General features: G+C 54.4%; 16 protein-coding genes. 13 read left to right on the forward strand and 3 right to left on the reverse strand.

The window, feature by feature from the left end:
* Positions 1–206: 206 nt before the first annotated feature.
* The 6 genes from E1297_RS41150 (at position 207) to E1297_RS41175 (ending at position 5,020) form a co-directional block, all read left to right on the forward strand.
* Positions 207–1,919: an amidohydrolase gene (locus E1297_RS41150; protein ID WP_209016310.1), complete on the forward strand. Its 1,713-nt coding sequence runs from the start codon at positions 207–209 to the stop codon at positions 1,917–1,919.
* 223 nt (positions 1,920–2,142) lie between these two features.
* Positions 2,143–2,826, forward strand: coding sequence for a hypothetical protein (locus tag E1297_RS41155; protein ID WP_155148661.1), 684 nt, complete (start codon positions 2,143–2,145; stop codon positions 2,824–2,826).
* 228 nt (positions 2,827–3,054) lie between these two features.
* Positions 3,055–3,369, forward strand: coding sequence for a 30S ribosomal protein S10 (rpsJ, locus tag E1297_RS41160; protein WP_008756422.1), 315 nt, complete (start codon positions 3,055–3,057; stop codon positions 3,367–3,369).
* A gap of 18 nt (positions 3,370–3,387) precedes the next feature.
* A complete protein-coding gene (gene rplC, locus E1297_RS41165) occupies positions 3,388–4,113 on the forward strand; it encodes a 50S ribosomal protein L3 (RefSeq protein WP_155148662.1) in 726 nt (241 codons plus the stop codon).
* A complete protein-coding gene (gene rplD, locus E1297_RS41170; protein ID WP_155148664.1) occupies positions 4,110–4,727 on the forward strand; it encodes a 50S ribosomal protein L4 in 618 nt (205 codons plus the stop codon). Before rplC ends, rplD begins: the two co-directional genes overlap by 4 nt.
* On the forward strand, positions 4,724–5,020 hold the full coding sequence (locus E1297_RS41175; protein WP_009176651.1) for a 50S ribosomal protein L23: 297 nt from the start codon (positions 4,724–4,726) through the stop codon (positions 5,018–5,020). The genes rplD and E1297_RS41175 overlap by 4 nt, the downstream gene beginning before the upstream one ends.
* Positions 5,021–5,132: 112 nt before the next feature.
* Here the strand turns inward: E1297_RS41175 and E1297_RS41180 are convergent, their stop codons facing one another.
* Positions 5,133–5,537, reverse strand: coding sequence for a hypothetical protein (locus E1297_RS41180; RefSeq protein ID WP_155148666.1), 405 nt, complete (start codon positions 5,535–5,537; stop codon positions 5,133–5,135).
* 357 nt (positions 5,538–5,894) lie between these two features.
* On the opposite strand from E1297_RS41180, the gene E1297_RS41185 reads away from it, so the two are divergent.
* Positions 5,895–6,584 carry a hypothetical protein gene (locus E1297_RS41185; RefSeq protein ID WP_209016311.1) on the forward strand — a complete coding sequence of 230 codons (690 nt, stop codon included), beginning with the start codon at positions 5,895–5,897 and terminating at the stop codon, positions 6,582–6,584.
* 253 nt (positions 6,585–6,837) lie between these two features.
* Positions 6,838–7,872, forward strand: coding sequence for a fatty acid desaturase (locus tag E1297_RS41190; RefSeq protein ID WP_155148670.1), 1,035 nt, complete (start codon positions 6,838–6,840; stop codon positions 7,870–7,872).
* A 259-nt stretch (positions 7,873–8,131) separates the two neighbouring features.
* Here the strand turns inward: E1297_RS41190 and E1297_RS41195 are convergent, their stop codons facing one another.
* The gene (locus E1297_RS41195; RefSeq protein ID WP_155148672.1) at positions 8,132–9,472 is read right to left on the reverse strand and encodes a phytanoyl-CoA dioxygenase family protein; all 1,341 of its coding nucleotides are present in this window, start codon (positions 9,470–9,472) and stop codon (positions 8,132–8,134) included.
* A 42-nt stretch (positions 9,473–9,514) separates the two neighbouring features.
* Positions 9,515–9,745: a hypothetical protein gene (locus E1297_RS41200; RefSeq protein ID WP_155148674.1), complete on the reverse strand. Its 231-nt coding sequence runs from the start codon at positions 9,743–9,745 to the stop codon at positions 9,515–9,517.
* A gap of 158 nt (positions 9,746–9,903) precedes the next feature.
* On the opposite strand from E1297_RS41200, the gene rplB reads away from it, so the two are divergent.
* The 5 genes from rplB to rplP are packed head-to-tail and all read left to right on the forward strand — an operon-like array spanning position 9,904 to position 12,548.
* Positions 9,904–10,746: a 50S ribosomal protein L2 gene (rplB, locus tag E1297_RS41205; protein WP_008757664.1), complete on the forward strand. Its 843-nt coding sequence runs from the start codon at positions 9,904–9,906 to the stop codon at positions 10,744–10,746.
* 3 nt (positions 10,747–10,749) lie between these two features.
* Positions 10,750–11,028 carry a 30S ribosomal protein S19 gene (rpsS, locus tag E1297_RS41210; protein WP_005980699.1) on the forward strand — a complete coding sequence of 93 codons (279 nt, stop codon included), beginning with the start codon at positions 10,750–10,752 and terminating at the stop codon, positions 11,026–11,028.
* 3 nt (positions 11,029–11,031) lie between these two features.
* A complete protein-coding gene (gene rplV / locus E1297_RS41215; RefSeq protein ID WP_155148675.1) occupies positions 11,032–11,412 on the forward strand; it encodes a 50S ribosomal protein L22 in 381 nt (126 codons plus the stop codon).
* Positions 11,412–12,122, forward strand: a complete 711-nt coding sequence (rpsC, locus tag E1297_RS41220) for a 30S ribosomal protein S3 (RefSeq protein ID WP_008758042.1) — start codon at positions 11,412–11,414, stop codon at positions 12,120–12,122. Before rplV ends, rpsC begins: the two co-directional genes overlap by 1 nt.
* A 12-nt stretch (positions 12,123–12,134) precedes the next feature.
* A complete protein-coding gene (rplP, locus tag E1297_RS41225; protein WP_058283513.1) occupies positions 12,135–12,548 on the forward strand; it encodes a 50S ribosomal protein L16 in 414 nt (137 codons plus the stop codon).
* Positions 12,549–12,710 lie beyond the last annotated feature (162 nt).

Below are 12,710 nucleotides of genomic sequence, written 5' to 3' on the forward strand. Positions count from 1 at the left end.
CCCTCGGGACGCCCTTTTTCGTTTTTGCCTAAGCCAGCAGTAATGCTAACTTCTTTCGTATTGAGACATTGCAATTAGAAAGAGGTCATAAGATGCACTTTTCGGCGCGTTCAGTTTGTCTTGTCGCAGCAGTTGCTTTCTCATCTACTTCAGCGTCCTCACAAGAAATTGCGGATAGGATCTATCTCGGAGGGCCCATTGTTACGATGGACGATACGGCTCCGTCCGCCGAAGCTGTCGCAGTCAAAGATGGGCGCATTCTTGCGGTTGGTCCGCTGTCTGACTTGTCGGCGCATCAGGGCGAGGAAACCGAAACCTATGATCTTGAAGGGCGCGCCATGCTTCCGGGGTTCGTTGATAGCCACGGGCATGTCGTCATGGGGGGCTTGCAGGCATTGTCCGCTAACCTTCTTGCGCCACCGGACGGGGATGTCATTGATATTGCAAGTCTGCAATCCACACTGACTGACTGGGCCGAGGAGAATAAGCAAGCCGTTGAACAAGTCCAAATGATCATCGGCTTCGGTTACGACAATGCTCAATTGAAGGAACTCCGTCACCCGACACGACAAGAGCTGGACATGGTGTCCGAGGACTTGCCCGTTGTCATTATTCATCAGTCCGGGCACCTAGGCGTGGCAAACTCGAAAGCGCTGGAGTTGGCTGGTATCACGGCTGCTTCGGAGGCCCCGGCGGGTGGGGTCATTCAACGCGATGAAGCCGGTGAACCAAATGGAGTTCTGGAAGAATACGCGTTCTTCTCGGTTCTCGTGCCGATGCTGGGGAATTTGGGTGAGGAAGGGCTTGCCGAATTTGCCCGAGCTGGGACCGAACTTTGGGCAAAGTTTGGGTATACGACCGGACAAGAAGGTCGATCCTCAGGTGAAATCGTCGAAGTTCTCAGGAAAGTTGCCGCCGAAGAAGGGCTTCCTATCGACGTTGTAGCGTTTCCGGATGTTCTCGAGTCGAGGGAATATATTGGAGCAAACACCTCGGCGGATTATGACAACCGGGTTCGGGTAGGGGGCTGCAAGCTGACAATTGATGGATCGCCGCAGGGCTTCACGGCTTTGCGGGATCGACCCTACTATGATCCGGTTGGAAACTATGCCGCGGGGTACGCAGGTTATGCCGCCATAACCATGGAACAACTCCAGGACGCCGTGAACTGGTGTTACGAGAATGATTTCCAGATCCTTGTGCATTCCAACGGCGAAGGAGCATCTGACATGCTGATTGCTGCGCTCGAAGAAGCGCAGATCAAGTATGGCGACCCTGGCAACCGCCCGGTTTTGGTTCACGGTCAGTTTCTGCGAGAGGATCAAGTTGCCAGTTTTAAGCGCCTTGGTGTGTTTCCGTCGCTATTCCCGATGCATACGTTCTATTGGGGCGATTGGCACCGAGATCATACTGTTGGGCCGGTCAATGCAGACAATATCTCACCCACAGGATGGTTACGCGAACGTGACATGATGTTCGGCACGCATCACGATGCGCCGGTGGCCTTCCCAGACAGCATGCGTGTTCTTGCAGCTACGGTAACCCGCCGTACGCGCTCCGGTGACATCTTGGGGCCGCATCAGAGGGTTGATGTCATGACCGCTTTGAAGGCAATGACGATCTGGCCTGCCTGGCAACACTTTGAGGAAGATGAGAAGGGCTCGATTGAGGTCGGCAAAGTGGCGGATTTTGTGATCCTGTCGGATGATCCCACGGCAGTCGACCCAGAGACTCTGGCTGAACTTGAGGTGCTGGTGACCGTCAAGGTAGATGAGGTTGTCTATGAAGCTGAGGAGGGCGTCAGAGAAGGCAGTTTGCAATTCTCTCCATTTTCAAATGACCCTGTGATTGCTCATCTTTTCCTGCACGCGGTGTATCAAGGCATGAGGGTAGAAGCCCCGTGGCTGGTACGGAACTAGGAAGAATTGCACCGTTCCAATCTGGGAAAGTGCCGAGTTGTTCGTGCTTGGCGACAACGTATCGTTCGGCGTTGAACAGAAGGAGAAATTGGAGCTCAAACCGTCGAACTAAGGAAGGCCGTCCTAAGCCGGGACGGTTTTTTCTGTGATTTGTCATGATGTTTGTGTTTCGACTTCTGATTTCCGATTGTGCTTCGAAACAATTTAAAGAAGAGTGCTGTTCATGTTTTTGAGATTTCTCTTTGTTCTTAGCTTGGTGTTACCAAATGCCTCTTCGTTGCAAGCAGAAGAAGATATTGTCGTTCAGTTGGGCACACGAACATTCTACGCAGGTGAGGATTATTGGGGGCGAGAATCAGAGGACAAGTTTCTTCCCCTCAATAGGCTTGATTGGTTGAACGAAATACTCAAGGAATCGCCAATTTTAGACCGTACTGTGATCCACATAGACCAATTGAACAGAGACTCAGATTTCCTTTGGTCTCCTACCGGTCCCGGTGGATGGTACACCAATTCAGAGGCCGTGCCGGAGCGCTTTAGGCTACCGGGGTATACAGTGAATACAGGCGAGGGTGGTGGTTTCGGGCTTATGTATCTGACGCCCAATTCTTCTGAAAAACAGTATGCTCTTGGCTGTTCCGCTGAAATAGAATCCGAAACTTATGAATTTTGTGGTCTGAGAGCACGCTACCCACTTGATCCTCGGATTATTGTTAAAACCCGTATCTATCACCCGCCTCCGATGGATCAATTGGACGCGTATTTTGAAAAGGTGGCCGAACTAACTGTCAGTATAGCATTGTGTTTGGATATAACAGACCAGCTGAAACAAGACGCGAGGCAATTGGTGCGAGAGTACTTGGTGGACGAAAACACAGCGCACTGCGTTGAAGGGTTATCATCTTAGGACGCTTCCGTTTTTTTGGCCCTGGTGTAATTCGATTGAATCAGCAAGGCCGCAACTCTGGCCCAGCACTCCATTTCCCCCTTGCCAAACCCCGCCAACCCCACTAATACGCGCGAGTTCTCAATAAGAACGTCAAGGCGGGGTGATTCCCGCCTTTTGGGTTCGAAGAGGGTTGGCGATGCGCGTCTGTCCTCCTCTCAACCTCAACGCCTAAAAAAGGCTGTTAATATGCAAAGCCAAAACATCCGTATTCGGCTGAAGGCATTTGACTATCGCGTTCTGGATGCCAGCACGCAAGAGATCGTCAACACTGCCAAGCGGACCGGCGCGAACGTGCGCGGCCCGATCCCGCTGCCGAACAAGATTGAGAAGTTCACGGTTCTCCGTGGCCCTCACGTTGACAAGAAATCCCGCGACCAGTTCGAGATCCGTACGCACAAGCGTCTGCTCGACATCGTTGATCCGACCCCCCAGACCGTTGACGCGCTGATGAAGCTCGACCTCGCTGCTGGTGTGGACGTCGAGATCAAGCTGCAGTCGTAAGATCGGAGGGTATAGATTATGCGCTCTGGTATTATCGCAAAAAAAGTTGGCATGACCCGCCTGTTCATGGAAGACGGCAAGCAGATCCCTGTGACCGTTCTTCACCTGGACAACCTGCAGGTTGTTGCACAGCGTACCGCTGACAAAGACGGCTACACCGCAGTTCAGCTGGGCGCCGGTGCTGCCAAGGCAAAACGCACCTCGAAAGCCATGCGCGGTCACTACGCCGCTGCAAAGGTTGAGCCCAAGCGTAAGCTGGCCGAGTTCCGCGTCTCCGAAGATGGCCTGATCGAAGTGGGCGCCGAGATTTCGGCAGAACACTTCCTGGAAGGTCAGAAGGTTGACGTTTCGGGCACCTCGATCGGTAAAGGCTTTGCCGGTGCGATGAAGCGTTGGAACTTTGGTGGTCTGCGCGCCTCGCATGGTGTTTCGATCAGCCACCGTTCGCACGGTTCGACCGGTCAGTGTCAGGACCCGGGCAAGGTTTTCAAAGGCAAGAAGATGGCCGGTCACATGGGTGCTGCCCGTGTTACCACCCAGAACCTGGAAGTCGTCAAAACCGACGCCGACCGTGGTCTGGTCTTCATCAAAGGCGCCGTTCCCGGACCGAAATCGGGCTGGGTCACCGTCAAGGACGCCGTGAAGAAGAAAGCACCGGAAGGCCTGCCTTTCCCGGCTGCTGTGAAATCGGCTGCAACCGAAGCACCTGCGGAAGAAGCTCCCGCGGAAGGTGGTGAAGCATGAAACTTGATGTAATCAAACTGGACGGCGGCAAAGCCGGCGACATCGAGCTGAACGCCGATCTGTTCGGCCTGGAGCCGCGCGCGGACATCCTGCACCGTGTGGTCCGTTGGCAGCGCAACAACGCGCAGGCTGGCACCCACAAGGTCAAGACCCGCTCGGAAACCAGCTACTCGACCAAGAAGATCTATCGCCAGAAGGGCACCGGTGGCGCACGCCATGGTGACCGTAACGCGCCGATCTTCCGCAAGGGTGGTATCTACAAGGGCCCGACCCCGCGTTCGCACGGCCACGACCTGCCGAAAAAGTTCCGCAAGCTTGGCCTGCGCCACGCTCTGTCGGCCAAAGCCAAAGCAGGTGAACTGGTTGTGATCGAGAACGCCGAAGCCGAAGGCAAGACCGCCGCTCTGGCCAAACAGGTTGCAAACCTGGGCTGGAAACGCGCTCTGGTCATCGACGGCGCGACCGTGAACGAAGGTTTCCTGAAGGCGTCGCGCAACATCGAAGGTCTGGATATCCTGCCGTCGATGGGTGCAAACGTTTATGACATCCTCAAGCGTGACACTCTGGTGCTCACCAAAGCGGCTGTCGAAGCACTGGAGGCTCGTCTGAAATGAGCGCGAAGGCAGAACACTACGACGTGATCCGCAAGCCGATCATCACCGAAAAGTCGACCATGGCGTCCGAAAACGGCGCGGTTGTCTTTGAAGTGGCGATCGACAGCAACAAGCCGCAGATCAAAGAGGCCGTTGAGGCGCTGTTTGGTGTGAAGGTCAAGGCGGTGAACACCACCGTGACCAAAGGCAAGGTCAAGCGGTTCCGCGGCCAGTTGGGCAAGCGGAAAGACGTCAAAAAAGCATACGTCACCCTGGAAGAGGGTAACACCATCGACGTTTCCACCGGTCTCTGATCGGACCCGTCTTTGGGATAAGAATAAGGCCCCCGCGAAAGCGGGGGTTTTTCTTTTGCCAGTTCTGAAGCATGTTGATCGAGAGATTTGGGTAGGTCTGCACCGCAGTCGTTTACTGGATCGACAGATCGATATTGTACCCAACTGTTTTGCCGGCGTCCCGGTCATTGCCCATAAGGTAAACACGGATTGTATAGTCTCCGCTTTCGGGCAGATCGATTGTGGTGGTATTGCCGTTGATGGATCCATTGTAGATCGCGGCACCATCGCTGTCAGGGGGCAGGATGTTGTAGTAAATCGTACCATTGCCGTTGGTATTGGCCACGTTCAGCTCGACAAACATTTTCTGGCCTGCATTGGCACCGAGTTTATAGTCGAAATACTCATCGCCAGTTATCGTACCGTTGACCATGGTTCCGTAGTTTCCGGGCGCAAACTTAACGTCTGCCACTCTTTGCGCCTGCACGGATGACCCGATTAGGGAAAGTGCAAAGACCAGTGGGAGTATCTTCTTCATGGTCGCGTCCTTTGAGCTATGGAAATCGTAGCGAAGCCTAGCATTGTGACAGGCTATGGCAAAATCTCAGGTCAATGGAGTTGGAGTTTAGATCAGGCAGGCTGAATGATGCCGGATGTGAGAGCCGCCAAAGCCGTAAGAAAGTTCAAGCGGTTCCAAGGCTAACCGGGCGGTCGGAAGGTCGTCGAAAAGCATATGTGAGCCCGGAAGAGGGTGGATCCATTAACGTGAGCGCCAATCTTTGATCGGCTTTGCTGCGCCAAAGCGTTCTTTGTGTGTCTATTTCCGTGAATGCTCAAGACGTGTCTTGGGTGTTTTTGCCTCTGAACTATGGTCGCCGGGGATATCCAAGTTACATTGAAGATCATGCAGGATATCGACAAAACACGGGAAAATCTAAGCGAGAAAACACCTCTGTTCCGGCGTTTCCAGAGACTGTTTCGGAGAGCGGAAGTTAAGCATCCTGACACTGATCTTGCTTCGAATCCTGATGCTGTGCGCACACAGGTGCTGACGCAGATGCGTGGGTTCAGTTCCGAGCCCTACTTTCAGATTGCGGATGAGAAGCTGCGGCTATTGTCGGTTTTTGATGATCTTAAATATGACCGGGCGGATGTGGACATGGTCTCTCCAGCGATGCGTAAGCACGTCGTTGGTAAGCTTGGGCCGCTGGGCTTTCGACAGACCTCCGGCACGGTGTTAGAACATGCTGAGGCTGACATACGCGTGCACATCCCCAAGTTCCACGCCCTTGGTGCATCTCCTTTCGACATCGCGCGCTATACCCAGAAACGCCCACAGGACTATTGCTTACTGACGCCCACGCAGGTGGCTTGTCAGTTCGTGGACAGCTATGAGCTGGACGATGCGGTGCAGCGGATTGAGGTGCTGATTACGAAGCACCCGATCAACCTGCTCAAGCTTGCGGATTATCTGGAAGGCAAGCCCAAGCATCGTGCCTTTCGCGAGGTGCTGGGCCATATCAAGCGCCAGCAGCGCATTGCAGTGGAGTCCGAGCCGCTCTGCAGAAGGCGTTCGCTGGGGTGAGAGTATCGCTACCCATCGGAGACGCGTCAGAAGCAAAGGTGACCCCGGTAGAGAGCAACACATATCAGCCTGTCCAGCCGTCCGTGATCGGAAACGTCTCTGGAAAGAGGTAAAGGTCCTGCACATGTGGGGCCTCTTCTTAAGCTGCGACCCAGAAATTTGAGCGCCAAACAATCTTGTTTTGCACAATTCGCTTGCTATGGCGGGCTGGTAGTCTATCCGGCTTTCAACAAGCAAAAGACATGGCAGGCGCATGACCAAAACCTCTCTCTCGACCCGGGAAAACCCGGATAAAACCGCCGCGCGGGATTGGGTTTCGACGCTTGCCAAATACCGTGAGCCTAATCAGTGGCGCAGCTCCTTTGAGCTGGGTGTCAGCATTATTCCATTTTTTGTGCTTTGGGCGTTGTCCTGGATGGCGCTTTCCGTCAGCTACTGGTTAGCATTTGCAATTGCGGTCCTGAATGCGGCCTTCCTGCTGCGTCTGTTTGCGATCCAACATGATTGCGGGCACGGGGCGTTCTTCAAGAACCGGACAGTCAGCGACTGGGTTGGACGGATTATCGGCGTGCTGACACTGACGCCATACGATGTCTGGCGCCGCACGCATTCAACGCATCACAACAGCTCGGGCAATTTGGACAAGCGAGGGATGGGCGATATCCACACTTTGACAGTGGCCGAGTACCAATCCAAGACTCCCATGAATCGGTTCTGGTATCGCGTTTACCGAAACCCCATCACTCTGTTCGTTCTTGGCCCTGGGTATTTGTTCCTGTTCCAGAATCGCCTGCCATTGGGCCTGACTGACAGCGCCAGGTTTTGGGTCAGCGCTATGGGCACCAATGTCGCTATTCTTGCCGCTCTTCTGGCCGTCTACTACTTTGGCGGCCTGATGCCGGTCCTGCTGATCTTTCTGCCGTCAACCCTGATTGCGGCAACTGCCGGAGTATGGCTGTTTTATGTACAGCACCAATTCGAAGAAACGCATTGGGATTCGGACGACGATTGGCAACTGCATGAGGCGGCCCTTCACGGTAGCTCGCACTATATTCTGCCGTCCGTGTTGCAGTGGTTCAGCGCCAATATCGGCATCCACCATGTGCACCATCTGTACAGCCGCATTCCATTCTACCGCCTGACCGAGGTGCTGCGCGATCACGATGAGTTGGCGAACAGCAACCGGATGACCATCCGCGAGAGCCTCGCCAACGCGCGGCTGCATCTGTGGGACGAGCAAAGCCGTCGTCTGTTGTCGTTCGCTGAGGCGCGGGCGCTTTATGGGTGAGCGGTAAATTCTGCGATCTGCCTGGCCGTCGGAAAGACACCAAATATCTTATGTGTACTTGGGAGTGGGTAACACCGTCGACGGGTTCGCCGATCCCTGATCGGAGCCGTATTTGAAGTGGGCTAAAGGCCCGCGCGAGAGCGAGGGCCTTTCCTTATATTCTCGAAAGGGTGATGCGGTATTGCAGAATTTTGTAAAACCGAGTTCCGCCCTAAAAAGGCGATGAACGCAGGAGCACAACCCTTACCACCAGCACTACCTAATGGTCTTCCAGGTGAAGTTCGGGTTCAGCGACAGTTCCTGGAATACCCAGTGAATCGTAATAAACGACGACATTCTCGGAGAAGCTATGTATCACAATTGCTCGCCGCTCCAGCTCCTGTGTTTTGCGAGGGCTACCAGCGTGGAGAAGATTCTCGTGCCAAAATAGAACGGTTCCTTTTTTTGGTCGATAGATTTCGGGCTGGTACCTGTCAGCGATTTCCGCCCACTTCCCCCCAACCTTTTTACTAAAATCGTCCCAGTCACCATCGGTGACTTTTTTACAATCCGTATCAGCCAAATAAACCCGGTCTTCACGGTGTGACCCGGGGTAGACAACCAATTCACCGCTGCCGGGTTGGATGTCCTGAAGGGCAATCCAGATTCCACACATATAGCCAGCGGGGAACGGAGTCAGGTGGATGGTATCCTGATGTGCGTCTTGCTGACTCCCAAACACGAAAGTGAGGGTCTGCGAAGGTCGCGCATCTCCTTCTAGGATGAGGCTAGCAATTTCCTGTAGCTTTTCGTGATGGAAAAGCCTGCGAACCCCGGCTTTCTTGAAATGCAGATGTTCAATCCTTTGGCTGGAGCCGTATTCGTATCCGTCAACCTTTTCGGCGATCGCCTCATCTATCTCCGCATTAATCTGATCGAGAAGATCAGGCTCGATAAGATCCTCGAAAATCACGAACCCGTTGTCGACGAAGCCCTCTAGCTTTTTCTGATAGTTGGCGTCGATCTCACCTGCGTTATGCCATTCCTTGACAATCTCCTTGGCGTTCTCCTGATCGAACCAGCCTCGTTGAGAGGTTTCTTTGTAAGGATAGTATGAGCTGTCACACAAACCGAAGAAGGCTACAGGCACATCGAATTTCTGCATTTCCGAGGTAACCGCGTCAATCAGATCATTTTGCTTTAGCGGGTTTGTAAAGCTGATCTGAGCAGAGCCGAGTTCATTCACTCCATCATAAACGCGAAACTCGAGTAAGTTCTCGCCGCGGTCAACCAGATGCATGTGTGCACCGGCCGTAACAACTTCATTCGCGTCGGCGATATCTGTTTTAGCAAGCAAATTTTCTTTGTTGTCGTAGATTGCGCACTGTTTGGCGCGCTCTCGGAATTCTTCAGCAATTCGAACGTTAAAAACAGCAATATTGCCTGCGTTTTTTAAGTCGTTGACAAGATCAACAAATAGAACTGGTGCATTTGCGTCGGCCTCCACAGCTGGTGCCGATTGCAAGTTCTGATTTACATGGTCCGTGGAGGGATTTTGAATGGCCCTATCGGCAGAAGAGTCATTGCTGCCACCTAGGAATTGAAACAATCGTCGTAGCACGTCAAGGTCCTATATCTTATGGCTTTTCTGTGTGGATTACTCTCAGAATCCAACCATTGCGTCAAGGCGCTTGCCCGGACCTGGGATGTTGACTTCTACAGCGGGAAGAGCACCCAAATCAGCGTTTGCTGTTGAACGCCACGAACCAAAGTCTGAATGACCCAGTCTATATGGCTGACTTTTTTGAATGGTGGCCTCTTGTTCTTTCCTTGCTTCTCTTTTTACGGCAAACAACGCAAGTCGCACGCGAAGATGGACTTGACCGTGTTTCATGCATCCTCTAAACGAACGCATCTCTTGGCCTCGGATTCGTTCCGGGGCCTCTGATATTTGTAACCGGGGACCTTCGGGGCCCTATACCCTTGGCACCTACGGGGGCCTATCACATAGCAGGGAAACCCCCTGCACTTGCTAAACGGAAGACAGAAAGCATGGCACTCAAGTCGTACAAGCCGACGACGCCGGGCCAGCGCGGGCTGGTGCTGATCGACCGTTCGGAGCTTTGGAAAGGACGTCCGGTCAAGTCTCTCACAGAGGGTTTGACCAAATCGGGCGGCCGGAACAACACCGGACGGATCACTTCACGCCGCCGCGGCGGTGGCGCAAAGCGTCTCTACCGGATCGTTGACTTCAAACGGAACAAATTTGATGTCGCGGCAACCGTCGAGCGGATCGAATATGACCCGAACCGGACCGCATTCATCGCACTGGTAAAATACGAAGACGGCGAGCAGGCATATATCCTGGCTCCGCAGCGTCTGGCTGTTGGTGATAAAGTCGTGGCATCCGCCAAGGCCGACATCAAGCCGGGCAACGCAATGCCGTTCTCGGGCATGCCAATCGGTACAATCGTCCACAACATCGAGATGAAGCCTGGTAAAGGCGGTCAGATCGCACGTGCGGCCGGTACTTACGCTCAGTTCGTTGGCCGCGATGGCGGCTACGCTCAGATCCGTCTGAGCTCGGGCGAGCTGCGCATGGTCCGTCAGGAATGCATGGCCACCGTTGGTGCCGTGTCCAACCCCGACAACTCGAACCAAAACCTCGGTAAAGCCGGTCGTATGCGCCACAAGGGCGTTCGTCCGTCGGTTCGTGGTGTTGCAATGAACCCGATCGATCACCCGCACGGTGGTGGTGAAGGTCGTACCTCGGGTGGCCGTACGCCGGTTACTCCGTGGGGTAAGGACACCAAGGGTAAGCGTACCCGCAACAAGAACAAAGCGTCCCAGAAGCTGATCATCCGCTCGCGGCACGCCAAGAAGAAGGGACGTTAATCTATGTCTCGCTCTGTTTGGAAGGGTCCTTTCGTCGATGCTTACGTGCTGAAAAAAGCCGAAGCAGCGCGCGAGTCGGGCCGCAACGAAGTCATCAAAATCTGGTCGCGTCGTTCCACCATTCTGCCCCAGTTCGTGGGTCTGACCTTTGGTGTGTACAACGGCCAGAAGCATATTCCCGTAAACGTCTCGGAAGACATGATCGGTCAGAAGTTTGGTGAATACTCGCCAACTCGTACCTATTACGGTCACGCCGCTGACAAAAAAGCGAAGCGGAAGTAAGTCATGGGCAAGGAAAAGAACCCCCGCCGCGTGGCTGAAAACGAAGCAATGGCGAAAACTCGCATGCTTCGCACCAGCCCGCAGAAACTGAACCTGGTTGCGCAAATGATCCGCGGCAAGAAAGTTGAGAAGGCTCTGACCGACCTGACTTTCTCGAACAAGCGTGTCGCGCAGGACGTCAAGAAGTGCCTGCAGTCCGCAATCGCCAACGCCGAGAACAACCACAACCTGGACGTCGACGAACTGATCGTCGCCGAAGCATGGGTTGGCAAGAACCTGGTCATGAAGCGCGGTCGTCCGCGTGCCCGTGGTCGGTTCGGTGCAATCATGAAGCCGTTCTCGGAGATCACCATCAAGGTGCGTCAAGTTGAGGAGCAAGCCTAATGGGACATAAAGTCAATCCGATCGGCATGCGCCTTCAGGTCAACCGCACCTGGGACAGCCGCTGGTACGCCGACACCAAGGACTACGGTGATCTTCTGCTGGAAGACCTCAAAATCCGTGAGTTCATCAACAAAGAGTGCAAGCAGGCCGGTGTTGCCCGTGTGATCATCGAACGTCCGCACAAGAAGTGCCGCGTTACGATCCACACCGCACGTCCCGGTGTCATCATCGGCAAGAAAGGTGCAGACATCGAAGTTCTGCGCAAAAAGCTTGCTCGCATGACCGACAGCGAACTGCACCTGAACATCGTCGAAGTGCGCAAGCCCGAGCTTGACGCGCAGCTGGTTGCCGAGTCCATCGCTCAGCAGCTGGAGCGCCGCGTCTCGTTCCGCCGCGCGATGAAGCGGTCGGTTCAGAACGCCATGCGCATGGGCGCCCTGGGTATCCGGGTGAACGTCGCTGGTCGTCTGGGCGGTGCTGAAATCGCACGGACCGAGTGGTATCGCGAAGGCCGCGTGCCTCTGCACACCCTGCGCGCCGACATCGATTACGCACATGCCGAAGCGATGACCCCCTACGGGATCATCGGGATCAAGGTCTGGATCTTCAAAGGTGAGATCATGGAGCACGATCCGCAGGCACGTGACCGTAAAGCACAGGAACTCCAGGACGGCCCTGCACCTCGTGGTGCTGGTGGCGGTCGTCGCTAAGGAGGGAAAGATATGCTTCAACCAAAGCGTACTAAATTCCGCAAGATGCACAAAGGCCGGATCAAGGGTCTCGCCAAGGGCGGCTCTGATCTGAACTTTGGCACCTACGGCCTGAAAGCTCTTGAGCCTGAGCGTGTAACTGCACGCCAGATCGAAGCTGCACGTCGTGCCATGACGCGTCACATGAAGCGTCAGGGTCGTGTCTGGATCCGCATCTTCCCCGACACTCCGGTCACTGCAAAGCCGATCGAAGTTCGTATGGGTAAAGGTAAAGGTTCGGTCGACCGCTGGGCATGCAAAGTCAAGCCTGGCCGCGTGATGTTCGAGATCGACGGCGTCAATGACGATATCGCCCGCGAGGCCCTGCGCCTGGCTGCGATGAAGCTGCCGATCAAGACTCGCGTCGTGGTTCGCGAAGACTGGTAAGCGATCCGGGGCAACCCCGTTCGCTAAAAGATTAGCCCCCGTCGGGAAACCGGCGGGGGTTTTCCATTTGAAACCCGCTCAGTCGATAACTACCTAATGCGCCGTCAATAAACGATTATTTTACGGTCGAGATTGCAAAGCATATGTCACCAGGAACAGTTT

The organism is Roseibium sp. RKSG952, from assembly GCF_009711355.1.

Bases quoted from the DNA above. Each gene is read 5' to 3' on its own strand.
- rpsS (WP_005980699.1), top strand. From the start codon at position 10,750: ATGTCTCGCTCTGTTTGGAAGGGTCCTTTCGTCGATGCTTACGTGCTG.
- rplC (WP_155148662.1), top strand. From the start codon at position 3,388: ATGCGCTCTGGTATTATCGCAAAAAAAGTTGGCATGACCCGCCTGTTC.
- rpsC (WP_008758042.1), top strand. From the start codon at position 11,412: ATGGGACATAAAGTCAATCCGATCGGCATGCGCCTTCAGGTCAACCGC.
- rplP (WP_058283513.1), top strand. From the start codon at position 12,135: ATGCTTCAACCAAAGCGTACTAAATTCCGCAAGATGCACAAAGGCCGG.
- E1297_RS41200 (WP_155148674.1), bottom strand. From the start codon at position 9,745: ATGAAACACGGTCAAGTCCATCTTCGCGTGCGACTTGCGTTGTTTGCC.
- rplB (WP_008757664.1), top strand. From the start codon at position 9,904: ATGGCACTCAAGTCGTACAAGCCGACGACGCCGGGCCAGCGCGGGCTG.
- E1297_RS41150 (WP_209016310.1), top strand. From the start codon at position 207: ATGGACGATACGGCTCCGTCCGCCGAAGCTGTCGCAGTCAAAGATGGG.
- rplV (WP_155148675.1), top strand. From the start codon at position 11,032: ATGGGCAAGGAAAAGAACCCCCGCCGCGTGGCTGAAAACGAAGCAATG.
- rplD (WP_155148664.1), top strand. From the start codon at position 4,110: ATGAAACTTGATGTAATCAAACTGGACGGCGGCAAAGCCGGCGACATC.
- E1297_RS41155 (WP_155148661.1), top strand. From the start codon at position 2,143: ATGTTTTTGAGATTTCTCTTTGTTCTTAGCTTGGTGTTACCAAATGCC.
- E1297_RS41175 (WP_009176651.1), top strand. From the start codon at position 4,724: ATGAGCGCGAAGGCAGAACACTACGACGTGATCCGCAAGCCGATCATC.
- E1297_RS41180 (WP_155148666.1), bottom strand. From the start codon at position 5,537: ATGAAGAAGATACTCCCACTGGTCTTTGCACTTTCCCTAATCGGGTCA.
- rpsJ (WP_008756422.1), top strand. From the start codon at position 3,055: ATGCAAAGCCAAAACATCCGTATTCGGCTGAAGGCATTTGACTATCGC.
- E1297_RS41190 (WP_155148670.1), top strand. From the start codon at position 6,838: ATGACCAAAACCTCTCTCTCGACCCGGGAAAACCCGGATAAAACCGCC.